Below are 23,629 nucleotides of genomic sequence, written 5' to 3'. Positions count from 1 at the left end.
CCAGGATTCATTATGTGCGGCATCTTCGGGTTTCACGCCGGGTCGCGCCTGGAATTGACCGACAGGCTGGATAGATCGACCGATCTCCTGGCGCACCGTGGTCCCGACGGACGCGGGACCTTCCTGGCTCAGAGTCACGATCGGCAATGGCAGGTAGGGCTTGGACATCGCAGGCTTTCGATCCTGGACATCGAGGGCAGCCCGCAGCCGATGCATTCGCACGACGGCCGCTTCATCATTGTCTACAATGGCGAGATCTACAACTATATCGAGCTGCGCGCCGAACTCCTCGCCCTTGGCCATCGTTTCGTCACCCAAGGCGACACCGAGGTCCTGATCGAGGCTTGGCGGGCCTGGGGAGAGGACTGCCTGCCGCGGCTCAACGGTATGTTCGCATTCCTGTTGTGGGACTCCGAATCGGACTGCCTGTTCGCCGGCCGCGATCCTTTCGGCAAGAAGCCGCTCTTCGTTGCGAAAAGCGAAGGGGCTCATGTTTTTGCCTCAGAGATCGAGCCACTGCGCAGATTCGGCGGGATCGACGACAGGCTGGACCAGGATTCTTTGCGCGAATTCCTGAGCTATCGGTACGTGCCGGGACCAGCCACCTTCTTCCGGGGCATTTCCAAGGTTCCGCCTGGAAGTTTCATGGAGATCAAAGGCGAGAGGCTGCGCACGGTTCGCTATTTCACCACCCCGTTTTCCCGGACCGCCCCCGACATCGATCGATTTGATGAAGCCGTGACCCTGTTTGGCGAAAAACTGGACGAGGCGGTTCGGTTGAGATTGCGCTCCGATGCGCCGTTCGGCGCCTATCTTTCCGGTGGCCTGGATTCCTCGGTGATCGTCGCGCTGATGAGCCGGCACATGGGACGCCCCGTGGCGACCTTTTCGGTGGGTTTCGACGTACCGGGCGCGTCCGAACTGCCCTATGCCGGTCAGGTGGCGGCGGCCTTCGGCACCGATCATAATGAGCTGGTCGTCGGCATGGACGCTTTCACGTCGGTGTGGGAGGAAGCCGTACTCAGGCGCGGCGCCCCGGTCTCGGAACCTTCCGACCTCGCGGTCCTTCTCCTGTCGAGGATGGCAAGCCGCACGGTCAAGATGGTGCTGACCGGCGAGGGCGCGGACGAACTGCTGGGCGGCTATCCCAAGCATCGCGCCGAGCCCTGGGTGTCCAGATACCAAGGCCTCGTGCCGAGCGCGTTGCACGACGCCCTGGTTGCACCGGGCGCTCGTGCGCTACCCTACTCGGCGCGCAGGCTGAAGGTCCTTGCCGGCGTCGCGGGTATTCGCGACACTGAGGCCCGTATGGTGGCGTGGTTCGGCGGCGCCGATGGCGGCCAGGCGGCAGCCCTCTATGCTGGGCTGCCGCAGTCACGCGAGATCGATGGTCTGCCCTTCGCTTCGAGTGGAGCAAGCAGCGCACTCAAGCGGATGCTGCATTTCGACCAGACATCATGGCTCCCGGACAACCTCCTCGAGCGCGGCGACCGCATGATGATGGCCGGATCGATTGAAGGACGCATGCCCTTCATGGACGTGGGTTTGGCGGAACTTGTCGCGCGTTTCCCAGACGCGTTCCTGACAGGGGCGCCGAAGGGAAAGCGGGTGCTGCGGGCTCTGGCCGATAATCTGCTTCCCAAGGAGATCATCGGACGCAAGAAGGTCGGCTTTCGCGTGCCGGTGGAGCACTGGTTCCGCGCAGGCATGTCCGATCAGCTTCGCGACCTGTTGCAAAGCGGCGACGCGGCGGTGCGCCAGGTCTGCAACCCACGCGAAATCGACCGCCTGATGAAAGAACATCTCGACGGCGTGCATAACCACGAGAAGATTCTTTGGGCGCTGGCCAATCTGGAGCAGTTCTTCAGGATTTTCCGGCCGACGATCGAGGAGGCTGCCCCACAAGGGCGAGCCGACTACCGGCGTGCGGCCAACGCCTTCTGATAGACGGCACGCATGCCCTCGACCATGTCTTCGATCCGAAAGCGCGAAAGATAGATCTGTCGCGAAGCGGCGCGGAAGCGTGCAAGCCGTGTCCGGTCGCCAATCAATTGGGCCAGGGCATCCGCAAGGCCCTCAGGATCGTCGGGCTTTACCGTCAGTCCGTTCCCGTCCTCGATCAGCACGTCGGGCACAGAACCGACAGGAGTGGCGACGAGGGCCGCTCCCGCGCACGCGCCTTCGAGGAGAGACACCGGCAAAACCTCGTTTCGCGACGGCAGGATCACGATGTCGGCTTGCCTGTAGAGCGGCAGTATTGTGTCGCGCGAGACCCAGCCGGCAAATTCCACATGGCGGGAGATTCCTGCCTGTAACGCGCGGTCCCGGAATCGGCTTACATCTCCGGCGCCAACGAAGGTCGCCTGCCATTGCGGGAGGCTGGCCGGCAGCAAGGCCAGCGCCTGCAAGAGGACGTTGGCGCCCTTTGCGTCTGTCAGGTTCCCGGCAAACAGCAACCGTACCGGAGCGTCCTCGGCGCGCGGTTGCGGTGCATCCGGTGCGAAATCGGCAACACCGTTCGCGATCACCTCGAAGCGCTCGCGCGGCATGCCGTAGAAACCGGCGACGAAGTCGCGCCAAAAGCCGCCAAGCACGATAATCGCATCCGCTCGTTCAAAGACGCGCGCCAGGATGCTCACCCATGCCCGCCTTGGAACGCCAGGCTTAGGAAAAGCCGATCCATGGACATGCACGACCGTGGCGACGCCGAAAAGCCGGGCGATTTGCTGCATCAGTGACTTGCGCCAGGCGGATGCGTCGGTCGCCGCATTGAGGTGGACGATGTCATAGCGTCGGGTCGCCAGCAGCCAGGCGTAGCGGATCAGAGCGAACGGGAAGTGAAAAACCCACCCCGCGCCGGAGGCATCGCCGCGAGAGGCCAGAAACTCCATGTGGAGGCCGGTGTCGGCCTGCAAGCGCAATTGCTCGTCGAAATGCAAGAACAGCGTCTCGATGCCGCCGCGGCCGGCCAAGCCGCGTGGCACGATGCAAAGGACACGGATCTGATGCACCCCGTTCATCCGAACCTGCGAAGCCCCAGACGAGGAAGAGGTGCGATAAAGTCGCAAACCTCGAGATGATCATTGCTGTTGAGCGTATGGATTTCCGGGTAGGGGTTTTTCCCCTCTGATAGAATTGGCACCGGCCGCGTCAGATACACAGTTTGTTCGTCGAGTTGGACAAGATCGGAAAGTCCAAGGCCGCTGCCGTAACCGCCCGTCCCGTCCTGCAGGGGCAACACGATGCGGTCCCCCACACTGACGAAGCTTCCGCCAGGGCGGGCTGCGGCGCGGTCAATTCTTATGGGGTTGCTCATATGCGGGGCCCAAGGGCCTTCCAGGAACGGTGCGTGATAGACGACGAGCGTGTCGGACGCGCTGCCGTGACCGTCGCGCTCGGTGGCAAAAAGCCAGAATCGCCCTGCATGCTGCAGCAATGTCGCGTCGAAAAGCTCGCGGTCCCGAATCAGGATTGAATGTTTGACCCAGCGATCCGGAAAGGATTCGGCCCGGTAGAGGACCAGATTGCCGCCCGACCCGCCTTCCGGCAGCATCCATATCTCGCCGCCATGACTGAACACCTGCGGATAGGACAGATGATAAGGCTCTTCCAGGACTTTGCGCGGCACTGTTGGTGCGCCCTCTCGGAAAACCTCGGCCACGGATATGACGGCCTTGCTGTCCTTGTGACGAAAGTCCTCCACAAAGATGAAATGTCGCCCCTGCCATTCGAAAGCGAATGGATCGGCGTAGAACCTGTCGCCGCCGTCGGGAAGCTCCCGCCAGGATTTTCCAGCCAGGATGCCAGTCGCTGCAACAGTGTCGCCGTCACGAAAACGGTAGCTGACGCTCCAGCGGCTGACCCGAAAAGCAAACCTCGTGACAGCCCCGAGAAGCAAACGCGGCAATACGGAAACGAGATAGTAGCCTATGAGCCGCCCGTTAGTGGGGCATGCAGCCTTCGAAGGTCCTGCGAGCGGTAAGCCCCGCTGGCTCTTCTCGCCTTTCAGATATTTGTCAGTCGTATCCACCAGAAGCGTGACGGTCCGCGCCAGGAGGTCATTGAGACCACGAGCGACGGAAACACGGCTGTCGACCATGGGAGCCGCGCGTGCAATGCATTTATCACCGTCAAGCATGACTTCAATATTTGGAAGCCTTCCCACCATCAGTTGCTGCGCCGCCCAGGCGACACCAGCTCCACCGACAAAACCCGGCTGCAAAGCGGGCGATGCGACATCCAGCGCGGCTCCCGACATATTAATGCGCAATTCGGCTTCAGGCCGGGCTGTCCTCAGCGTTGCGCCCTCTAGGCGCCTGGCGAGATCATCTCCCGGAAGGCGCAACATCCTTCGTTCGAAAGCAAGAATGGTGTCGAGTGTCCGAGGTTGCGCCGGGGCATCGACGCCAACGAGCGCAACGTCGTGACCCTTTTCGGAAAGCCGCGTCACCACCAGCCGGTGTACGCCACGCACGTCGTTTTTCGGCACCATTATGTCAATCGTGCCCATCGGCATCACCGCATCAGTCGACCCATGAGACGAATATGCGAACTGTCCTAAACACCGCTTAATGGGTTGAGCGGGGGCTGGTCCGCAATTATGGGCGGGGCGGCCGTCAGTTACTGTCATCAGTCGAATGACACACTCTAGGGTTGACCTCAAATTCGAGCATGGCATCTTGACCACGCCGGTAAGTCCCTGTCGTCGAGCGCGGCAAGGAACCGACGAGACGACAAGTCCCCGAAAGAGTCATGCGACAATGCTCGCCGATCTCGCCGACAAGATCTACGAGGCCGCTTTTGTCCCGGATCAGTGGCCAGCGGTGTTGGATGGCGTGGCCGCCATGTCGGGCTCGGCGTCGGCGGCGGTGCTGGTGTTTGCGGGAGAGGACCAACCGCCTCGTTACAAGACCACGGCCCGTACTGAAGCCGCATTGCATGAATTCACGACCACGGATCTTTGGCGGCGCAGCGAGCGCGTACCGAAACTGTTTTCCACTCCACCGCCGGGGGCATTTTCGGAGTTCCTTTATCTTAATGACTTCCTGGAGCCAGAGCAGATCGAACGCGACAGTGTGCATCTGGTTCTGCGCAGCCTTGGGCTGGGCGAGCAGATCACCACCGTCCTGCCGATGCTGACTGGTGAAGTCGTCAGCTTCACCTTCGAGCGAAGCCTAGGAGATGGCCGGCACAAGCCCAAAGCAGTTGCCGCGCTGCAAGCGCTCAGGCCTCATCTGGCACGAGCCGGACTGATGTCTGCGCGGCTCGGATTGGAGCGCGCCAGAGCATCTGTTTCCGCGCTGGAAGCGATCGGCCTGCCTGCGGCGATGCTGTCCAGTTCAGGGCAGGTCCTTGCCGCCAATGGTTTGCTGGAGGCCTTATCGCCGGTATTCCGCCCCGCCGCCTTCGGCGGAATATCGATCCTCGACCGGCCGGCCGACGCGCTTTATCAGCAAGCGATAGCGGATCTGCGTTCAGGCACTTACACCGGCGTTGGCTCGATCCCAGTTCCGCGCGTAGGAGATAATCCACCTTTCGTCGTCCATCTGATGCCGGTCATGGGGGCGGTCCACGATATCTTTTCCGGAGCGCGAATCCTGGTCACCGTCACCGCGGTCCATTTGCAGGGTGCCATGCTTCCACCGAGCGTTCTGCATGGCCTGTTTGATCTGACGCCGTCCGAGGCGAGGATTGCCGCCGTACTCGCGACCGGATCGTCACTGGCTGAAGCCGCTTCGGCCGGTGATGTAACCGTCAAAACCGCTCGCACCTACCTCGAGAGAATATTTGCAAAGACCGGCACCCACCGGCAAATGGAGTTGGTCGCGCTTTTGAAATCTGCCGGCCCGATCACCAATTCCGCCAGCTGATCGCAAAAAGTTAGAGGAGTTCACCGTTTCATCGAACGGCGAACTGCCTTCGATGCAACGTCCAGACGGAAAACCGCTTCTCAATTTTCCTGGAATTCCTGTAGCGGCAACAGAAGGGGGCCTATCCAAGTGTCCTGCGGAAAGTCGCCCGACTAACTGTTCGGCCAATCGGAAGCTCGCTCATTCTGGCTTTCCGCCATTCAGGAGTCCGGCCTCTGCGATGCAGAGACAAGCTCCGCCTTGAGCCGCGCGGTTTCCAGTCCCAGGCCAATGAAGCGGCGCGCATGTTTGGCAAGCTCCATATTGTCTGCCCACAAATTGCGCCAGATGGCGGTAGTCTTCGACAGCTTCTCGTCGACGATCTCCGATGAAAAAGATTCGAAGCTAAGGTCGTCGCCGTAGCCGATGGCGGTCAGCGCATCGAAGATCGCCGCAAAATCGATGCTGCCTGTGCCGAGGAAGCCCCGATGACTCTCGCCGATATGGACGTATCCGATTTTACTTGCCGCGTTGCGGATGGCCAATGCGGCGTCCGCCTCCTCGATGTTCATGTGGAAGGTGTCGAGATGCAGGAAGATGTTGTCGGAGCCCGTGTCCTCGATGAAGGCCATGCCTTGGGCGGCGGTGTTGAGCAGGTTGCTTTCGAAGCGGTTGACGATTTCGAGGTTGAGCGTGACTCCGGCCGCCTTTGCCGTCTCCGCGACTTCGGCAAGCGTGCCGGCGCTGCGCTTCCACTGGTCGCGCGTCGGCGCCTGCTTCTGCAAGCCATGGCTGGTGCTCAGGATTCCGGCGACCTTCTGGCCACCGAGATCGCGGGTCAGCGCGATCGTTTCGTTGAGGATCCCAACCCCTCGCGCGGCGACCGCACTGTCGTCGCTGGATATGTCCCCGTCGGCAGGCAGTCCAATGCTGATCGCGACGCCAAGGCCGAGATCGGCAATACGCTTGGCCAGACCGTCAATGTCGACATTGGCGGGGTCGAGGTAGGAGAATTCGATCAGGTCGAACCCCGCCTCCCTGGTGTTGGCCAGCGTCCGTTCGAGCTCGCTCTGCGACGATCCCGCAGACCATACGAAGGAGTGAATTCCGATACGCGACATGATCGTCTCCGACGATTGAAGAGGCAACGGGGATAAATCCGGGGCCGGAAAGCAAAAATGGTGAGGCCGGTCATCCCGGCCTCACCAGCCTTGGGAGGCTTCAGCGAGCGGCGGTCCACCCCTTGTAGTCCTTCAGGTTCTCGGCCGTGATCAGTTTCGGGTCGAGCAGAACGGTTGCCTCGGCCGGCTTCTTGCCGGCAAGCAGATCGGCCGCCATCGTCAGCGATTGCCCAGCCATCACATAGGGATCTTGCGAAGCCGAGGCCTTGATCATCGACTTGCCGGAAGCGAGTTCCTTTTCGATGTCGGGCGCGCCGTCAACCGCGGTGAAGATGAACTCGGAGCGGTTGAGCTGCTTTGCGGCAAGCTCCGCGCCGATAGCCGTCGGGTCATTGATCGCGAACACCGCGTCGATCTTGTCGAAGCGGGTCAGCAGAGACTGGAACACCTTCAGGCCGCCGTCGCGCGAACCTTCAGCATTCTGATCGTCGGAGAGGATCTTGATGTCGGGATGCTTTGAAAGCACGTTCTTGCAGCCCTTGACCCGCTCCAGGATCGAGGAGGATGCCGGCCCGTTGAGGATGACGTAGTTTCCCTTGCCGTCGGTATGGTCGACCAGGTACTGGCAAGCCTCTTCGCCGGCCTTGACGTTGTTGGTCATCACGGTGACGTCGGCGCCAGGCGCCGAGACGTCGAATGCGGCGACGATGACGCCGGCCGCCTGCGCTTTCTTCACCGCTGGCGCGATCGCCTTGGCATCAACGGCGTTGAGCATTATGACATCGACGCCGGCGGCAATGAAGGAATCGACCTGCGAAACCTGCTTGTTCAGGTCGTAATCGGCCGATACGGACGTCACCTGGACGTTCGGGTTGATCTTCTTGGCTGCATCCTCGATGCCCTTGATGGTGGCGACGAAGAACGGGTTGCCGAGCAGGCCGACCGAGATGCCGACCTTGTTCAGGTCCTTGGCCGAAGCCGGTGCGATAATGGCGGCCGTAATGGCGACGCCGCAGAGCAGTTTAGCGATGGTCTTCATTGTCTGTTTTCCTCCAGTTGCCCCGCGCCTCTCACGGTGCGTTACACATGAAACCGGCTGCTTTGCCGGCGACTAAGGGCCATCACGTTCTCGCTCCAGTCTGGAGCCTGTAGCGGTCGAGGGCGACCGCCACGATGATGACCAATCCCTTGATGATGTACTGCCAGATGTCCGAAACACCGGCGAGGATGAGCCCGTTGGAAAGCACCGCGATGATCAGACCGCCGATCAGCGTGCCCCAGATCGACCCGACGCCGCCGACGAAGCTGGTGCCGCCGAGGATGACCGCTGCGATCGCATCCAACTCGTAGGATTGTCCGAGTTGCAGCCCGTTGGCGGCGTAGAGCCGCGCCGCCGACATGGCGCCGCCAAGGCCGGCAAGAAGGCCGGAAGCGCCATAGACGAAGAGCAGCACCAGCGGCACCTTGATGCCGGTCAGGCGTGCCGCCTCGGCATTGCCGCCGACGGCATAGATCCAGGTGCCCAGCACAGTACGCTTGAGCACCAGCCAGGAGAGCACGACGACCGCCAGCGCGATGATGACCAGCCACGGGACGCCGAACAGCGACCCATTGCCGATGAAGTCGAATGGCAGGTCCGAGTTGAATACCGTGGTGTCCTGGCCGAGCAGGCGGGCCACGCCGCGCACCGCGGTCAGCGAACCCAGCGTGACGATGAAGGGCGGCAGCTTGATATAGGCTATCAGCAATCCATTGATGAGGCCGAAGCCGAGACCCACGAGAATGGCCGCCGGCACGCCCAACAATCCCCAATCGGGCACCAGCGACACCATCACCGCAACCATCGCCGAGGCGGCAAGAATCGAACCCACCGACAGGTCGATGCCGCCGGTCAGGATGACGAATGTCATGCCCGCCGCCAGCACGATGTTGATCGACGATTGCTGCATGACGATCAGCAAATTGGTCTGCGTGAAAAAGCGCGGGTTCATGAACTGGAAGCCGACGGCCAGCAGGACCAGGATCGGCAGCATGCCGAGGGCGGCGAAGGCGGTGCGCCACCTTCTGCTTGTTCCGACTGCCCGGCCGTCCTCTTTTATCGTTTGAGTTGCCTTGTCGGTCATCGCTGAGCCGCTCCCGTCGCAAGTTCCATGATCGCTTCCTGGCGCAACGGTTCTCCGTCCGACGCTGTCACCTCGCCGGCGATGGTGCCGTCGCGCATCACCAGCACTCGGTCGGCGATACCGATCACCTCCGGCAATTCGCTGGAGATCATCAGGATCGCGATGCCTTTCTTGGCCAAATTGTCGATCAGCCGGTAGATCTCCGACTTCGCACCGACGTCGACGCCGCGAGTTGGCTCGTCGAGTATGACGACCTGCGGCTCGGTTTCCAGCAGGCGGGCGAGCAGCACCTTCTGCTGGTTGCCGCCCGACAGCGAGCCGGTATTGGCCTGCACCGAGCCAGTGCGGATGGAGAGGTCGGAGACCGCCTTGCCGGCGCGCCTTTCGGCGGCGGCGAAGTTGCGCAAACCGCCCGCCGTCGCATCCTTGGCCAGTACGCCCATGCTGATGTTGTCCGAGATCGACATGTCGGGGAACAGGCCAAGCTGTTTGCGATCCTCGGTCAGGTAGGCGATGCCGGCTTCGAGCGCCTCACGCGGCGAATCGATTGTTATCGGCTTGCCGCCGAGTTCGAGCGTGCCGGCTTTGCGCCGGTCGGCGCCGAAGATCAGCCTTGCCAGTTCGGTGCGACCCGATCCGACCAGTCCGGCCAATGCCAACACCTCGCCCTTGTGAAGTTCGAAGGAGCAATTCGTGATGAGATTGCCATCCGACATTCCGCGCACCGACAACGCGACGCCGCGCGTCGCTTCCGGCAGGCGATGGTCCTTCTTGTAGAAAGTCGACAGATCGCGCCCGACCATCATCGACACCAGGCGCGAAGCGTTCAGGTCGGCGCGATCCAGCGTGCCGACATAGCCGCTGTCGCGTAATACGCTGACGCGGTCCGCGAGTTGGTAGACCTCTTCCATGCGATGGCTGATGTAGATGATGGCGATGCCTTGCGATTTCAGCGTCGTGATCACCTCGAACAGCCGGTCGGTCTCGCGCGAAGTCAGGGACGTGGTGGGCTCGTCCATGACGATGATGCGGGCATTGGTCGACAGCGCGCGGGCGATCTCGACCAGCTGGCGTTCGCCAAGCGACAGGCTGGCAACGGATGTGCGCGCCGAGAAGCTTACGCCGAGCCGCGCGATGATCTCGGTGGCGCGCCGGTTGCACTGCTCACGATCAATGATGCCGAACCGTCGCGGCTCGTTGCCGAGAAAGATGTTCTGCGCGACCGTCAGATTGGGCGCCAAAGACAGCTCCTGATAAATGACTGCGATGCCCTGGGCCCGCGCCTTGACCGGATCGCCGGTGGCGACGGGTGTTCCGTCGATCAGGATCTCGCCTCCGGGATCGGGCTTGTAGGCGCCCGACAGAACCTTCATCAGGGTCGACTTGCCGGCGCCGTTCTCCCCCATCAATGCGTGCAGTTCGCCGGCATGGACGGTTAGCGATACATCCTGCAAGGCGCGGATTGCACCGAAGGTCTTGGAGATTCGGCGCATTTCCAGCACCGGTCGACTGGCCGTTTTGATCTGGGCCGCCGCGCTCATCGGGCGCCTCCCGCGGCTGCTCTTGGCGCGCGCCGCTCTGCGGCGAGACCGCGCCAGTCGATGCGGTAGCCGGCAAGGCCGATAAAGTCGGCGGCATGCACCGGCTCCGGCGCGTCGGCGGCAAACACCCGTCCAGTGCTTTCGAAGGCAAGCGCCGCCGCACCGGTAGCACTGCCCTCAAGCGTCGCGCCTTGCAGGAAAGCCTGCGCCGGTCGCAGTTGCGCCAGCAGCGAGGCAAGCAACCCGCCATTGTTCAGGCCGCCATCGACGATCACCGTATTATCGGAATGGATCAGATCGAGACACAGATCGACCATCAGCGCCACATAAAGCAGCGCCACGGCCGCGCTTTCCTCGACGCTAGGTGTGCGGCCGACCAGTTCGCCACGATGCTGTGGCATCGGGCCGCCGGGCGCGTAACTCGGCAGCGCCATGATGCCCGCGTCGATCACACCTTGTAACAGGGAAGGCGCGATCTCGCCCTGCCAGCCGGCGCAGATCGTTGCGAACTCGCGTCCGCCCATGAAGCGGATGGTCGGTACCGGACCACCATCCACATCGACATTGACCAGCATGTCGCGGGTGCCGTCGAGCGCATCGAGAGGGCAGTCCGGATTGAGGACAACGACCCAGGTGCCCGTCGAAACCACGGTCACCGGGCCCAGTTGCTGCCGACGGTAGGCATGGAGTGCAGCATTCGAGTCATGGACGCCATTATGGATGGCGACCGGTCGCCTGGACTGCCCGAAGCGCTGCTCGCCGATCACGGTGCCGGCCCGCTCGAAGGCCGGCATCCGGCCGCGCCAGCCCTCATTGTCCACCAGTGAACTGAAATCGCGTTTGCGCGGCGTCCACAGATGCGAGTGGCAGCCAAGATAGGACACTTCCGAGACCGGCCGGCCGCCGAAGCGCCAGCTCCAATATTGGGGGTAGCCGAGGATCGATTTCGCTGCCGTGAAGGCGTCGGGCTTGACCTCCTGCAGCCACAACATATGGCGGCCGTAGTTGAAGCCAAGCGGCAGGCGCGGCGAAAAAGTCTCCGCAAAATCCGGAATGCGGCGATCGATTTGCGTGGCGATCGCGACAGGCGGCTCCTGTTCGTAGTCGAGGATCGGGTGCGTCAGTGCGGTATCGTCGATTAGTGCGAAGGTGCAGCCATGGCCCGAAACCATCAGCCCGTCAATGCCATGGGTATTGACCATGTCATCGATGGCGCGAGCGGCCCAGTCGTGAAGGGCCGCCTCATCGAGCACGCTGAAGCCGCATTTGCGGACCCAGTTCGGTTGTGTGCGGCGCTCGTCGAGGATCCGCCCGTCCTGGCCGAAGACGAACAGCTTCGAATTGGTCTTGCCGAAATCGAGGACGGCTACGGTCAATGCGTGCCCCCCGCGGAAGTGGCGATCCGCACAGTGACGCCGGCGTCCTCAAGCATGTGCGCGTCAGCGTCGGACAGGCCGTCATCGGTGACAAGCGTGCCGATCCGCGACAGCGGCAATGCCACGTTACGCGCGTGGATCGACAGTTTACGGCTGTCGGCCAACACCACGATCTGGTCGGCCCAGAGGCTGAGTTCGGCGATCGAGCGGACCAGCAGCGGATGCGATTCCAGCAAGCCCTCCTGGCCGATGCCTTGCGCGCCAAGGAAGAATTTCGAGCCGTAGAACGGCGCCGCCTGGCTCAGCGAATGAATGATCCCAGGTTCCCGGTAAAGATCGCCGCCGGCGACCGTCAGGCTGCAATGGCCCTGGTCGCTGAGATAAGCCGCGAGCGGCATCGAGTTGGTGTAAAGCCTGATGTTGCGGTCTGCCAGCTTGACGCCGAGATGGAAGCAGGTCGAACCGCCATGCACGATGACCGCGTCGCCGTCGCGCACCATGGTCGCGGCGAGGGCCGCGATCTGCCGCTTGGCCTCGACCGCCAGATCACGGTTCTCGTCATAGGGCCGGGCATAGGCGACGCCGCCTTGCGCGGCGCCATCAAGCGCCGAGATACCGCCATAGACTTTCCGTGCCTCGCCGGCTTCGTCGATCTTGTCGATGTCGCGCCGGACCGTCGCCGCTGACACGCCAAGCCGCTCCTGCAGCTCTCGCACCGATGCGAATGGCCGATCCCGCAAGAGCTCGACGATCTGACGTTGGCGGCCAGAGTCGTTCAACCGTTTTCCTCCCAGGACAGTCGATGGACAATGGTGCAAGTTACTCAATAGCTGCGAGTTTGCAAGCCGCTTTTGACGATAGTAGATCACTGTTGACGTAAGTCGCTCGCATCTGCGATATCAGCGCTAGCATCGGTCCCGTGAGGGGATTCCGGCAAGCGTTTGAGGTAAAGGCGCCATGGCAAGCCAAGCTGACGCGCAGGAACTGGCTGATTTGCGGGCGCTTTCGGCCTCCATCGGCAGCGACCCGCATTTAACCCAAGCCGCCGGTGGCAATACCTCGCTCAAAGCCGGTGATACGCTCTGGATCAAGGCCTCGGGCACATGGCTGAGGGATGCGTGCGCCGAAGACATCATGGTGCCGGTGGGCATCCCGCCGTTGCTCGATGCGATCGAACGGCGTGACCCGGCCGCCGAACGGCCGCAGACCTTCACCATCGAAGCACTGAACGCGCGTAAGCTGCGTCCATCGATAGAAACCACGGTCCATGCGCTGATGCCGCAGCGTGTCGTTGTGCATGTCCATTGTATCGAGACCATTTCGCTGGCCGTGCAGGCCGACTGCGAGGCCGAGGTCGCCAAGCGGCTTGCTGGCCATGAATGGGCGTATGTTCCCTATCGCCGGCCAGGCCTGCCACTTGCTCAAGGCATTGCCGAGCGCCTGCGGCCGGGGGTGGACATCCTGATCCTTGGCAATCACGGCCTGGTCGTCGCGGCCGAAACCGTCGCGGAGGCCGAAAAGCTGCTGCGACGCGTGACAAGCTTGCTTGCCCGGCCGCCGCGCAATGTGGCCGAGCCCGACACCGCGGCATTGACGGCGCTCGCCCGCGACAGCGGCTACAGATTGCCAGCGGACATCGAGGCGCATCGAGTGGCGATCGACCCCGAAAGCCGCCGTATGGCTTCCGGCGGAAGCCTCTATCCCGACCACGTCATTTTCCTAGGCGAAGGTTCGGTCGTGGCTCAAGCGGGCGAGGACGCGAAGCGCGTGGCCCAGCGGCTCGGCGAGGCGCCGGCGGCGATCCTGTTTCCGGGGTTCGGCGTGCTCATGCGCGGCGATACCAGCCCCGGCGCCGACGCTATGCAACGCTGCCTCGCCGACGTGACGGCGCGGATCGACGTCCACGCGAAGCTGAACTATCTCACCCCAGCGGAGAATGACGAACTGATCAACTGGGACGCCGAAAAATATCGCCAGAAGCTCAACGCCGCCAATAGCTGACATGGCTCCATGATCGGCCCGCTTGCAATAGGGATCGACATCGGCACCTCGGGTGCCCGCGCCGTTGCCATGCGTCCTGACTTTTCCGTCGCCGCGCAAGTCGCCGTTTCACTCGACGGGTTCGGCCTGAACGCCCGCGACCCTGCCGCATGGTGGGAGGCGGTTGGCGCGGCGCTGGCCGAACTGCTTTCCCGGATTGATCGCAGGGCTGTCCGCGCGATCGCCGTCGATGGTACTTCCGGCACGCTGCTGCCGGTAGACGGCGCCGGGCGGCCGCTCTCCGAACCGCTGATGTACAACGACAAGGTTGCCGACGATGCGGTCTTGGCCGCAATCGGGCGCCTGGCCTCCCAGCAGAGTGCTGCGCACGGGCCGACCTCCGGCCTTGCAAAGGCACTCTGGTTTCAACAACTGCACGGCATGTCCGATGCGGTGAAGATGCTGCACCAGGCCGACTGGATCGCCGGACAGTTGTCCGGCCGCTTCGACGTGAGCGATGAGAACAATGCGCTGAAAACGGGCTACGACGTCGAGGCCCGATGCTGGCCGGACTGGATCGCGGCGACGGGCATGCGCATGGAACTCCTTCCTCGAATCGTGCGACCGGGCGATATCACCGGGACGCTTTCCCAAAGCGCCGCCGATAAGTTCGGTCTTGCGCGCGACATTGTGGTGGTCGCCGGCACCACCGACGGCTGCGCGTCGTTCCTGGCAACAGGCGCCGAGGCGGCCGGCGACGGCGTCAGCGCACTCGGTTCGTCGCTTACCGTCAAGATCCTGTCCGACCGGCCGATCTCGGCGCCGCAATTCGGCATCTATAGCCACCGGCTGGGAGATGCCTATCTGGCTGGCGGCGCGTCGAATTCAGGCGGTAAGGTGCTGATCCAGCATTTCCCCGTTTCCCGCATCGTCGAGCTAAGCGAGCAAATCGATCCGGCGACCGACACCGGCCTCGACTATTATCCGCTGGCCGCACCGGGCGAACGCTTCCCCATAGCCGATCCCACCTTGCCGCCGCGCCTCGAGCCGCGGCCCGCCGACGATGCCGACTTCTTGAAAGCAATGTTCGAGGGCATGGCGGCGATCGAAGCGCTTGGCTATCGCCGGCTTGCCGAACTTGGCGCCCCCCGGCTGACATCGGTCAGGAGCGTAGGCGGCGGTGCGGCAAATCCAGCGTGGACGACGATCCGGCAACGCAAGCTTGGCGTCGCGTTCTTGCCGGCCCTGTCGGAAGAGGCGGCGGCCGGGACGGCGCGATTGGCCTTGAAGGGCGCGGGCGCAGCGGGGCTTCTATGACGGCGGAAGCACCCCAACGCCTAGACGGCATCGCCGCGCTGGCCGAGCGATATCAAGTGTTTCTGCTCGACCAGTTCGGCGTGCTGCACGATGGCGCGAGTCCATATCCTGGCGCGGTCCAAGCCCTGTCGGCGCTCAAAGGTGCTGGAAAAACCATCGTGCTGATCTCGAATTCGGGTAAGCGAGCCGAACCCAACGAGCGCCGCTTGCTGAAGCTCGGCTTCGAACCTGGAAGCTGGGACCAATTTGTTTCCTCGGGTGAAGTGGCGTGGCGGTCTTTCCACGAAATGGCCGCAACGGGAGTGTTGCGCCACGAGACGAGATGCCTGCTGATCAGCCGAGACGGCGACCGTTCCGCCATCGAGGGACTGCCGCTGGCCTTGACCAATCACGGCGATGATGCCGAACTAGTCCTGATTTCGGCCAGCGAGGGCGATCGCTATGATCTCGATCATTACAGGGAATTGCTGCGTCCGGCAGCGGCGCGGCGGGTGCCATGCTTCTGCACAAATCCCGACCGGACCATGCTGACAACGGCAGGTCCGCGATTTGGCGCCGGCGAGATCGCCGATCTTTACGAACAACTCGGCGGCAGCGCTATACGGATCGGCAAGCCTTTCCCCGCGATCTACGAGGCGGCACTGGCAATCGTTGGAAATCCCGAATTGGGTAGTGTGGTCTGCGTCGGCGACAGCCTCGAGCACGACGTCGCCGGGGGCAACCGCGCTGGCATGGCGACTGCTCTGGTCCTTTCCGGGATATTGGCCGATGAAGCCGATCTTGCCGGTCTTTTCGCGCGGTGCAACAGTCAGCCCAACTATATCATCGGCTCATTTCGCTGGCGTTGATGGTCACGGGCCTATGCCCGTAGGAGCCGTTCTCCAGGGAACTGCACAATCAAGCCGCAGCAGGGCCAGACTTTCATATGATGCTGGCGGACGCTGCCTGGAGCAGTGGAACAATGGCGGGGGCAGACCGTTCCCCGAGGGTCTCCCAGCTGGGGCTCTCTTGTTGCAGCGATCAAATTGAAATTTCAAAGACGGCTCGAAAATGGCTGACGATCCCACCGATCATGGCGACGTATTGGGCGTGGCGCGGCGAACCGGCGACGATGCCATGCCGCGTCGCCTAGTTGTCGTCTCGAACCGGTTGGGTAACGTTCGCGACCTGTCGCAAGCTGGCGGGCTGGCGGTCGGGGTGGCGGATGCCCTGGCTGAGCGGGGAGGGCTGTGGCTGGGTGCAAGTTCAGAACACCAGGATTCAGGAGCGGACGAGCCGCCGCTCATCCGCATGGAACGCCATGGCAGGATCGAGACGGCGGCGCTGACCCTGCCGCGCGAAGAATACTCAGCGTATTATAACGGCTATGCCAACACTACGCTCTGGCCGCTTTTCCACTATCGGCTCGACCTTGTGGATCACCGGCAAGAGTTTCTACAGGCCTATAGGCAGATCAATGCGCGCTTTGCGCAGGCGCTCGCCGGGCTGCTGTCAGGCAATGACGACCTCATCTGGGTTCAAGATTACCACCTCATCCCTTTGGCCGCCGAATTGCGGCGGCTGGGCGTTCGCAATCGCATCGGCTTTTTCCTTCACATACCGTTTCCGCCGCCTGACCTGTTCGTAGCCACGCCCGATCACGCCGAGCTTATTGAGAATTTTCTTCAGTATGATGTTGTGGGTTTTCAGACCGAAACCGACGTGGCGAATTTTCGGCGCTCGGTTCATGCGACCAATTCCACAAGCTTCGACGCCGCAGGAGCGGCTGAGGCCAATGGCCGGACGGTGCTGACGAAGTGCTTCCCCATTGGCATCGACGTTGATTCCTTCGCTCGCATGGCCAGCGAGGCGGCCGAGGATGTGCAGATTGATTCCATGCGCCGGCAGATTCTGGGTCTCAAACAGATCATCGGGGTCGATCGCCTTGATTACTCCAAAGGCCTGCCTGGCCGCATGCAGGCCTTCGCGCGCCTTCTGGAACGGCATCCGGAACACGAGCGGGCGGCAACCTATCTGCAGATTGCGTCGCCCACACGCGAGGAGGTCAGCGCCTATGCTGAAATCCGTGGGCAGCTCGAGGCGACTGCCGGCGCAGTGAACGGAAGATACGCGGATCTGGCCTGGACCCCGATCCGCTACATCCACCGCGCCGTACCACGCTCGCGGCTAGCCGGTCTCTTGCGCGCCAGCCAGGTCGGTTTGGTTACACCGCTTCGAGATGGAATGAACCTGGTCGCGATGGAATACATCGCCGCACAGGACGAGAGCGACCCCGGGGTCCTGGTGTTGTCTCGTTTTGCAGGCGCGGCGGAACAGCTTGCGGAATCTTTGATCGTTAATCCGTATTCGGTCGACGAGGTCGCTGACGCAATGGCGACGGCGCTCGCAATGCCGTTGAACGAGAGGATTGAAAGGCATGGCGCACTGCTCAAGCGTATCAAGCGTAATGATGCTGCGGAGTGGCGACGATCCTTTATCAAGGCGTTGGCAGACGAGAGCTAGCCTGCCTTGGCATCCAACGCTGCAGGCCGGCGCTCGACGATGATGATGTCGGGGTACGAGTGAGGCCTGATCGAGTACGCCGTGCGACCTTCAGGTCTCGCTGCTTGCGGATGTTCCCACCCCGGCCAACGGCGCCTCCAAAGTCCAGCTTATCCCATGCGACCCATAGTCGAGATTTGCATGGCCACCCACCGCCGTGGGCGCAACGCGCTTCAGAACCACGGATCCGAAGCCACCCTGCACGATGCTCTGGACCTGCGGACCATCCTTTTCCACCCAGCTAAGGTGAAAAAGACGGGCTTCGCCGGACCCGGTGGTTTTCCAACTCACCGAGATCGTCCCGTCGTCGCCCGAGAGCACGCCGTATTTGGCGGAGTTGGTCGCGAGCTCGTGGAAGGCGATCCCGAGATGCTGGACGGCATTAGGACTGAGTACTACGGACGGGCCGTCCATATCGATGAACTCACCCCGCGGGAAAGGTTTGGCCTGGGCGGTCAGGAGCTCCTTGATGGTGGCTCCTTTCCAGTCGCCCGATACCAGAAGGTCGTGGGATCGCGACAGCGCCATGATGCGCTCGCGCACCTGGGCCTCGAACTGGTCCGGTGTTTCCGACCGTTTGTTGGTCTCTCGGATCATCGACAGGATCACCGAATACTGATTCTTGACCCGATGGTTGACCTCGCGCATCAGCATGCGGATGCGTTGCTCGTTTTCCCGTGCCGAGGTGATGTCCCGCGCGATCTTCGAGGCGCCGACGATCTGACCTGAGGCATTGCGCACAGGCGATATCGTCAGCGACACGGGCACAAGGCTGCCGTCCTTTCGCCGACGTACCGTCTCGAGGGTCTCGACCCGCTCGCCGCGGCGGATGCGTTCGAGGATGCGGGGCTCCTCATCCTGGTGATCATCCGGGATCAGCATTGTCACCGACTTGCCGATTGCTTCCTCCGCCGTATAGCCGAAAAGCCGTTCCGCGCCATGGTTCCAGCTCTTGATGATAGTGTTGAGATCCTTGCTCACGATGGCGTCGAACGAGGATTCCACAATAGCGGACAGGTGCTGTTTGACCTCTTCGGCCCGCTGGCGGTCCGTGAGGTCGAGCAGCATGTTCACGGCGCCGATCAATTCGCCATTCTCGTCCCGTAGCGGCGTCGGATGAGGCAGGAACGGGAAGAAGGACCCGTCCGGTCGTTGCGCGATGGCCTCCTGGTTGCGGACAGGTCGATTCTCCTTGAGCGCGATGGCCATCGGACACTCGTCATGCGGCAATTCGTTTCCATCCGCCGTGAACAGCTTGAAGGTCACACACCATTTGTCGTGCCCGATCAGCGGTTGGCGGCCTGCGAGCTCGGCGGCAGCGCTGTTATAATAGGTGATCGTGCCATCCCGGTCGGTCGTGTAGATGGCGACCGGAAGGCCGTCGAGGATCTGGTGATAGGTATTGATCCTTTGCTTGAGCTCCAGGCGTGTCCGCTCCAGGTCGGTGACGTCGACGGTGAAGCATCGGGCGTTGACTAGCCGGCCGTCGCGGAAATGGCCGCTAGAGGTGATTTCGAGATGCTTGATCGAACCATCTCGGGCTCTCATCCGGACCGGATATCTGACGATCTTTTCGCCACGGGCGAGGCGCCCTAAAATGTCGTCGCTGGTGGCCTGTTCGGCATAATACTCGCCGATGTGCCGGCCGATATACTCCGCCGCGGGATAGCCCAACAGGTCGAGTTCGGCTTGGTTGGCATGCAGGATAATCCCGTCTGCCCCCACAAGACGCAGCGCAACTGCACCGTTCTCGAAAAAATCCTGGTAGTCGAAGTCCCGCTTCTCGTCGCCTTCCATCCCCGGGCTCACAGTGGCGATGCCATCGGCCTGCGGCATTTCAGTCATTCCAAACCCCGATCTAAGCTTAACCTAACGCAACTTGGTTCGCCCCAGTTGGTTCCGACGTTTTTCGTCTCGCGGATATATGGCAAGGCTCGTGCGCTCGAATGGTCGACGGGAATGTTGCCCGGCACGCGAAGCCGATTGCCGGTACCGCCCTTCAATTAGAGCGGAACGAAGAGTTTGGCGGCAGGTTAGGATCCCGAGCCCACCGCCAGATCTGGGAGAACAATGTGCGCGACCAATCTCTTGCTTACCTCGAAGCGTTGATAGAGGCGCCGTCACCAAGCGGCTTCGAACAGCCTGTTGCCACTCTTTACCGTGACTATGTCGGAGAGTTTGCCGACAGGCTTACGATCGACGTCATGGGCAATGTGAGTGCGGTGCTGAACCCTGACGCGGGGCTGCGCATCATGTACGCCGGCCACATGGATGAGATCGGTTTCATCGTCCACTACATCGATGAGGACGGCTTTCTATTTTTCAACGAGATAGGCGGCACGGACGTCGCCACCGAGATCGGTCAGCGGGTGTGGGTGCATGGCCATGAGCGCGTCGCGGGCGTCATCGGCCGCAAGGCGATCCAAACCTTCAAAATGGCCGACAGCAGCCAAACCCCGACCCTCAAGGACTTGTGGATCGATATAGGGGCCACCACCAGGGAAGAAGCAGAGGCCGTCGTGAAGATCGGCAGCCCGGTCACCCTGAAGGCGGAGTTCGCCACGCTGCTTGGCAACCGGGCGGTCGCGCGCGCCTTCGACAACAAGGCCGGGCTCTTTATCGGCAGCGAGATCGTCAGGCGACTGAAGGAAGATGGCGGCCTCCATCCTGATGTCGGCGTTTATGTCCTGGGCACGGTGCAGGAAGAAATCGGCTCCAGAGGCGCCCAGACCGCTGCATTCAATCTGGCGCCGCATGCAGCGATCGCTGTCGATATGGGTGTTGCCATGGACTATCCCCTTGCTAGGCCTGAGGATCAGGGCAAGCTCGATCTCGGCAAAGGGCCGGGAATTTCGCAGGGTCCAAACACCAACCCGGTTGTGTTTGATCTTCTGAAGACCGCCGCGGACCGTGACGGCATTCCCTACCAGTTGCAGGCCTATGGCGACAAAAGCCCAACCGACGCGCGGCTCATGCAGACGAACAGAGGCGGGGTGGCGACGGGCCTCCTCTCGGTTCCTTTGCGCTACATGCACACGCCGTCAGAGGTTTTGTGCCTGGACGACATCGAAGCCACCATCGACCTGGTTTGCGCGTTCTGCCGGAGCGTGCGGCCTGATACGGATTTCACGCCCTGGTAAGGGCCAATTGAGGAAAACAATATGTCGACACCGTCAGGGAGAGACTACCCAAGCTCAGCTGCCGCCGACAGGGGCGCTATCGATCAGGGAAAGACAGGCGACAAGGTGTCAGGCTTCGATCCGGCGGCCGCGCCAATGGAAGCTGACGCTGAAGCCGGCGGCGCAGCCACGGCTCCAGACATGTCTTCCATACCACGTGGCCCGAGCTTGACCGCGCAACCGCTTGGTGTCGACGTAGAGCCCGGATTTAACGCTGCCAGTCATGGTTCGGCGATGCGACGCTTTGACCAGGATGGTTCGAAGAGCCGTGGGATTTTCAGCTGGCCCATCATGATAATTCTTGCTGTCGTCGTGATTGCCGCAGTGTTGTTTCTCGGCCTAGGCTGGCGCATGGGTTGAAATGGAGTCGTTCGTGCAGGCCTCATACGCAATCCCTCGCGAACGGACAACGATGCGTGCTTGGGTAAAGCCAGCGCTCGTGGCATTGGTTGCTGCTGCTGCGGTAGCCGCGGCAGGGCTTTGGCGTGTCACTGCGGCCGTGCCACCATTTTCGCATCCTGACAGCCGATATGAAGCGCCCGGCGATGCGGCGAGGGGCAAGATCGTGTTCGATGCTGGCGATTGCGCGTCCTGCCATGCGACGCCAGGACAGCCTGACCGGTTGAAGCTCGGTGGCGGAATAGCGCTGGCATCCCCGTTCGGAACTTTCCGCCCGCCCAATATTTCGCCCGACCCGGTGGATGGGATCGGCGCATGGTCGGCTACTGATCTTGCCAATGCCCTTATTGGAGGTGTCTCCCCTGAGCTCGAACATTACTACCCGGCCTTCCCCTATACGAGCTACACCGGAATGAACGCTGGCGATATTCGAGACCTCTTTGCATACCTGAAGACCCTCCCAAAGGTCTCCGGCAAGGTGCCTCCGCACGATCCGGCATTGCTCTTTCGCCTGCGCCGGTCGGTTGGTTTCTGGAAGCTTCTGTTTTTCCAGGAAGGCTCAAGCGCGGCCGCTACCACCGGCGACCCTGTGCACGATCGAGGTGCCTATCTCGTCGAGAGTGTGTCGCACTGCGCTGAATGTCATTCCACCCGCAACGCGTTCGGCGCCATAAAGCCAAGTACACGGTTTGCCGGTGCGGTGGATCCGCAGGGTACGGGCTTCGTCCCGAACATTACCCAGGAAAGGCTGGCCGGATGGACGGAACAGGACATCGTGACAATGCTGACCACTGGCGAGACCCCCAATCACGGTCGCGTCGGATCATCGATGTCGGATGTGGTAACGAACACGGCACAATTGCCTGAGAGCGATCGGGTGGCAATCGCCCGCTACATCAAATCCTTGCCGCCCCAGGCGACGCAGAAGCCTTAGCTGCCATGCGCATAGAGATAAGCCGCCAGGTCCTTGGCTTCTTGCTCGGTGATCCCGGTCTCAGGCATGGCGGTCTGTGGCGAAAAGCGGTGCGGCGAGACGATCCACGCGACGAGGTTGTCGGGACTGTTTTGCAGGACGCCGGCAATGTAGAGCCGCTTGGACAGGGCCGTCAGCGGTGCCCCGGTCTGGCCGTCCGCGCCTGGAATTCCAGGGATGGTGTGGCACCCCGCGCAACCATAGCGGCGAAAGAGTTGCGGTGCCCGGTCTGGGTCTCCCCCCGTTATTTTTATGGCGATGTCTGTCCGGGTGCTATTGTCGCGCGCTGCCTTCACCGCGACGAACGCGGCTGCGGCCAAGGCCAAGGCAGCGCCGGTCAGCAACACCCGAAACGGCACCTTGTCAAAAGCCTCTGGCATCTCGCGCATTCCCTTGGGTTGAGCCGCGTATCCAGAGCGCCAGCATGACCATCGCCGCGCCGGCATAGACGGTGCCGGCAGGCACCCACATGATCATGCCCGCCAATTGCTGATCCTCCAGCGGAGTGAGTCCCCAGTCCAAAGCAGTGCGGGTCTGGGCGATGTAAAGCACGCGCGGCGTCAGGGCCATCAGGGCGCCCAGCAGACTGGTGTGGACCATGGTCGCGAACAGATGCCACGCCGCCTGGCCGCGCTCGGTCCGCCAGATGATGGCCCACCAGAACAGGAGTGCGGAGGCGAAGAACGTCGCATGCTGGAGGCGGTGCAAGACCAGATTGGTCACCGCCGCATCGAACAGGGCCGGCACATGCCAGGCCCAGATGGCAGCGCCATGGACAATGGTCGCAGTAGCCGAAACCGTGGCCCGTCTCCAGATCGCGCGTAACGGGGGGCTGGCGGAATATGTCGCCGCGACCCGTCGAACATTTGCAGGAAGCCCCCACATAAGTGTTCCCATCGGCCGCGCCAGGACGATAAGCGGCGCCGAGACCGCCATGACGATCTCGTGTTCAACCATATGAAAGCTGAACAGGTGCTCTCCCAACCAATGGAGAGGAGAAAGCAACGCCCCAGCCAGGGTCGCCAGCCCGGTCCAAAACATCACATCGCGAGCGGGCAGGGGTGGTCGGCGCCTTCGCCGCGCAAGCTTGGCCATACCTGTCCCATAGGCGAGCGCCAGCGTCGCCAGAGGCACCACGACCCAGGGGTCGAACGTCCAGGGCAAGCCCGCGCCGTGCGCCTCGTCGCCATGCGCGGCGGCCGGGCCCGCGATCATGAGCCATAGGAGGGC

The 23,629-nt window shown here is 62.2% G+C and carries 20 protein-coding genes; 9 read left to right on the top strand and 11 right to left on the bottom strand.

Annotated elements, in window-relative coordinates:
• The first annotated feature begins 12 nt into the window (after window positions 1-12).
• Window positions 13-1,944, top strand: a complete 1,932-nt coding sequence (asnB, locus tag LB513_RS01240; protein ID WP_224661625.1) for an asparagine synthase (glutamine-hydrolyzing) — start codon at window positions 13-15, stop codon at window positions 1,942-1,944.
• Here the strand turns inward: asnB and LB513_RS01235 are convergent.
• Window positions 1,917-3,020, bottom strand: coding sequence for a glycosyltransferase family 4 protein (locus LB513_RS01235; RefSeq protein WP_224661624.1), 1,104 nt, complete (start codon window positions 3,018-3,020; stop codon window positions 1,917-1,919). The two genes, asnB and LB513_RS01235, sit on opposite strands and share 28 nt — an antisense overlap.
• Window positions 3,017-4,510, bottom strand: coding sequence for a hypothetical protein (locus LB513_RS01230; RefSeq protein WP_224661623.1), 1,494 nt, complete (start codon window positions 4,508-4,510; stop codon window positions 3,017-3,019). Before LB513_RS01230 ends, LB513_RS01235 begins: the two co-directional genes overlap by 4 nt.
• Window positions 4,511-4,760: 250 nt before the next feature.
• Here LB513_RS01230 and LB513_RS01225 point away from each other — a divergent pair, with 250 nt between their 5' ends.
• Window positions 4,761-5,870, top strand: a complete 1,110-nt coding sequence (locus tag LB513_RS01225) for a helix-turn-helix transcriptional regulator (protein WP_224661622.1) — start codon at window positions 4,761-4,763, stop codon at window positions 5,868-5,870.
• A gap of 200 nt (window positions 5,871-6,070) precedes the next feature.
• On the opposite strand, the gene LB513_RS01220 is transcribed toward LB513_RS01225, so the two are convergent.
• The 6 genes from LB513_RS01220 to LB513_RS01195 all read right to left on the bottom strand — a co-directional run bounded on the left by LB513_RS01220 (window position 6,071) and on the right by LB513_RS01195 (window position 12,789).
• Window positions 6,071-6,970, bottom strand: a complete 900-nt coding sequence (locus LB513_RS01220) for a sugar phosphate isomerase/epimerase family protein (RefSeq protein WP_224661621.1) — start codon at window positions 6,968-6,970, stop codon at window positions 6,071-6,073.
• A 100-nt stretch (window positions 6,971-7,070) separates the two neighbouring features.
• Window positions 7,071-8,009 carry an ABC transporter substrate-binding protein gene (locus LB513_RS01215; protein WP_224661620.1) on the bottom strand — a complete coding sequence of 313 codons (939 nt, stop codon included), beginning with the start codon at window positions 8,007-8,009 and terminating at the stop codon, window positions 7,071-7,073.
• Window positions 8,010-8,091: 82 nt separating this feature from the next.
• Window positions 8,092-9,093 carry an ABC transporter permease subunit gene (locus LB513_RS01210; RefSeq protein WP_224661619.1) on the bottom strand — a complete coding sequence of 334 codons (1,002 nt, stop codon included), beginning with the start codon at window positions 9,091-9,093 and terminating at the stop codon, window positions 8,092-8,094.
• The gene (locus LB513_RS01205; protein ID WP_224661618.1) at window positions 9,090-10,634 is read right to left on the bottom strand and encodes a sugar ABC transporter ATP-binding protein; all 1,545 of its coding nucleotides are present in this window, start codon (window positions 10,632-10,634) and stop codon (window positions 9,090-9,092) included. Before LB513_RS01205 ends, LB513_RS01210 begins: the two co-directional genes overlap by 4 nt.
• On the bottom strand, window positions 10,631-12,010 hold the full coding sequence (locus LB513_RS01200; RefSeq protein ID WP_224661617.1) for an FGGY-family carbohydrate kinase: 1,380 nt from the start codon (window positions 12,008-12,010) through the stop codon (window positions 10,631-10,633). Before LB513_RS01200 ends, LB513_RS01205 begins: the two co-directional genes overlap by 4 nt.
• Entirely contained in the window at window positions 12,007-12,789 is a 783-nt protein-coding gene (locus LB513_RS01195) for a DeoR/GlpR family DNA-binding transcription regulator (RefSeq protein WP_224661616.1), read from the bottom strand. Before LB513_RS01195 ends, LB513_RS01200 begins: the two co-directional genes overlap by 4 nt.
• A 178-nt stretch (window positions 12,790-12,967) precedes the next feature.
• Here LB513_RS01195 and LB513_RS01190 point away from each other — a divergent pair, with 178 nt between their 5' ends.
• The 4 genes from LB513_RS01190 to LB513_RS01175 all read left to right on the top strand — a co-directional run bounded on the left by LB513_RS01190 (window position 12,968) and on the right by LB513_RS01175 (window position 17,809).
• Window positions 12,968-14,011 carry a class II aldolase/adducin family protein gene (locus LB513_RS01190; RefSeq protein WP_224661615.1) on the top strand — a complete coding sequence of 348 codons (1,044 nt, stop codon included), beginning with the start codon at window positions 12,968-12,970 and terminating at the stop codon, window positions 14,009-14,011.
• 9 nt (window positions 14,012-14,020) lie between these two features.
• A complete protein-coding gene (locus LB513_RS01185; RefSeq protein ID WP_224661614.1) occupies window positions 14,021-15,307 on the top strand; it encodes an FGGY-family carbohydrate kinase in 1,287 nt (428 codons plus the stop codon).
• Window positions 15,304-16,155, top strand: coding sequence for a TIGR01459 family HAD-type hydrolase (locus LB513_RS01180; RefSeq protein WP_224661613.1), 852 nt, complete (start codon window positions 15,304-15,306; stop codon window positions 16,153-16,155). Before LB513_RS01185 ends, LB513_RS01180 begins: the two co-directional genes overlap by 4 nt.
• Window positions 16,156-16,357: 202 nt before the next feature.
• On the top strand, window positions 16,358-17,809 hold the full coding sequence (locus tag LB513_RS01175) for a trehalose-6-phosphate synthase (protein WP_224661612.1): 1,452 nt from the start codon (window positions 16,358-16,360) through the stop codon (window positions 17,807-17,809).
• A 90-nt stretch (window positions 17,810-17,899) separates the two neighbouring features.
• Here the strand turns inward: LB513_RS01175 and LB513_RS01170 are convergent, their stop codons facing one another.
• The gene (locus tag LB513_RS01170) at window positions 17,900-19,693 is read right to left on the bottom strand and encodes a PAS domain S-box protein (protein WP_224661611.1); all 1,794 of its coding nucleotides are present in this window, start codon (window positions 19,691-19,693) and stop codon (window positions 17,900-17,902) included.
• A gap of 101 nt (window positions 19,694-19,794) precedes the next feature.
• Here LB513_RS01170 and LB513_RS01165 point away from each other — a divergent pair, with 101 nt between their 5' ends.
• From LB513_RS01165 to LB513_RS01155, 3 genes are read left to right on the top strand one after another with little or no spacing between them, the layout of a single operon-like run.
• Window positions 19,795-20,988: a M20/M25/M40 family metallo-hydrolase gene (locus tag LB513_RS01165; protein ID WP_224661610.1), complete on the top strand. Its 1,194-nt coding sequence runs from the start codon at window positions 19,795-19,797 to the stop codon at window positions 20,986-20,988.
• 21 nt (window positions 20,989-21,009) lie between these two features.
• Window positions 21,010-21,387 carry a hypothetical protein gene (locus tag LB513_RS01160; RefSeq protein WP_224661609.1) on the top strand — a complete coding sequence of 126 codons (378 nt, stop codon included), beginning with the start codon at window positions 21,010-21,012 and terminating at the stop codon, window positions 21,385-21,387.
• Window positions 21,388-21,439: 52 nt separating this feature from the next.
• On the top strand, window positions 21,440-22,360 hold the full coding sequence (locus LB513_RS01155) for a c-type cytochrome (RefSeq protein ID WP_224661924.1): 921 nt from the start codon (window positions 21,440-21,442) through the stop codon (window positions 22,358-22,360).
• Here LB513_RS01155 and LB513_RS01150 read toward each other — a convergent pair.
• Window positions 22,357-22,779, bottom strand: a complete 423-nt coding sequence (locus LB513_RS01150; RefSeq protein ID WP_224661608.1) for a c-type cytochrome — start codon at window positions 22,777-22,779, stop codon at window positions 22,357-22,359. The two genes, LB513_RS01155 and LB513_RS01150, sit on opposite strands and share 4 nt — an antisense overlap.
• Window positions 22,763-23,614, bottom strand: coding sequence for a cytochrome c oxidase assembly protein (locus LB513_RS01145; protein WP_224661607.1), 852 nt, complete (start codon window positions 23,612-23,614; stop codon window positions 22,763-22,765). The genes LB513_RS01150 and LB513_RS01145 overlap by 17 nt, the downstream gene beginning before the upstream one ends.
• Between the last annotated feature and the right edge of the window lie 15 nt (window positions 23,615-23,629).

Origin of the sequence: Mesorhizobium sp. ES1-1, assembly GCF_020164785.1 — a bacterium.
Lineage (GTDB): Bacteria > Pseudomonadota > Alphaproteobacteria > Rhizobiales > Rhizobiaceae > Mesorhizobium.
The sequence above is the reverse complement of the archived record's forward strand: the minus strand, read 5'-3'. Positions and strand labels throughout refer to the sequence as shown.

Bases quoted from the DNA above. Each gene is read 5' to 3' on its own strand.
- LB513_RS01170 (WP_224661611.1), bottom strand. From the start codon at position 19,693: ATGACTGAAATGCCGCAGGCCGATGGCATCGCCACTGTGAGCCCGGGG.
- LB513_RS01225 (WP_224661622.1), top strand. From the start codon at position 4,761: ATGCTCGCCGATCTCGCCGACAAGATCTACGAGGCCGCTTTTGTCCCG.
- LB513_RS01190 (WP_224661615.1), top strand. From the start codon at position 12,968: ATGGCAAGCCAAGCTGACGCGCAGGAACTGGCTGATTTGCGGGCGCTT.
- LB513_RS01215 (WP_224661620.1), bottom strand. From the start codon at position 8,009: ATGAAGACCATCGCTAAACTGCTCTGCGGCGTCGCCATTACGGCCGCC.
- LB513_RS01150 (WP_224661608.1), bottom strand. From the start codon at position 22,779: ATGCCAGAGGCTTTTGACAAGGTGCCGTTTCGGGTGTTGCTGACCGGC.
- asnB (WP_224661625.1), top strand. From the start codon at position 13: ATGTGCGGCATCTTCGGGTTTCACGCCGGGTCGCGCCTGGAATTGACC.
- LB513_RS01145 (WP_224661607.1), bottom strand. From the start codon at position 23,614: ATGATCGCGGGCCCGGCCGCCGCGCATGGCGACGAGGCGCACGGCGCG.
- LB513_RS01155 (WP_224661924.1), top strand. From the start codon at position 21,440: ATGCGTGCTTGGGTAAAGCCAGCGCTCGTGGCATTGGTTGCTGCTGCT.
- LB513_RS01205 (WP_224661618.1), bottom strand. From the start codon at position 10,634: ATGAGCGCGGCGGCCCAGATCAAAACGGCCAGTCGACCGGTGCTGGAA.
- LB513_RS01220 (WP_224661621.1), bottom strand. From the start codon at position 6,970: ATGTCGCGTATCGGAATTCACTCCTTCGTATGGTCTGCGGGATCGTCG.
- LB513_RS01235 (WP_224661624.1), bottom strand. From the start codon at position 3,020: ATGAACGGGGTGCATCAGATCCGTGTCCTTTGCATCGTGCCACGCGGC.
- LB513_RS01210 (WP_224661619.1), bottom strand. From the start codon at position 9,093: ATGACCGACAAGGCAACTCAAACGATAAAAGAGGACGGCCGGGCAGTC.
- LB513_RS01160 (WP_224661609.1), top strand. From the start codon at position 21,010: ATGTCGACACCGTCAGGGAGAGACTACCCAAGCTCAGCTGCCGCCGAC.
- LB513_RS01165 (WP_224661610.1), top strand. From the start codon at position 19,795: ATGGTCGACGGGAATGTTGCCCGGCACGCGAAGCCGATTGCCGGTACC.
- LB513_RS01185 (WP_224661614.1), top strand. From the start codon at position 14,021: ATGATCGGCCCGCTTGCAATAGGGATCGACATCGGCACCTCGGGTGCC.
- LB513_RS01180 (WP_224661613.1), top strand. From the start codon at position 15,304: ATGACGGCGGAAGCACCCCAACGCCTAGACGGCATCGCCGCGCTGGCC.
- LB513_RS01230 (WP_224661623.1), bottom strand. From the start codon at position 4,510: ATGGGCACGATTGACATAATGGTGCCGAAAAACGACGTGCGTGGCGTA.
- LB513_RS01175 (WP_224661612.1), top strand. From the start codon at position 16,358: ATGGCTGACGATCCCACCGATCATGGCGACGTATTGGGCGTGGCGCGG.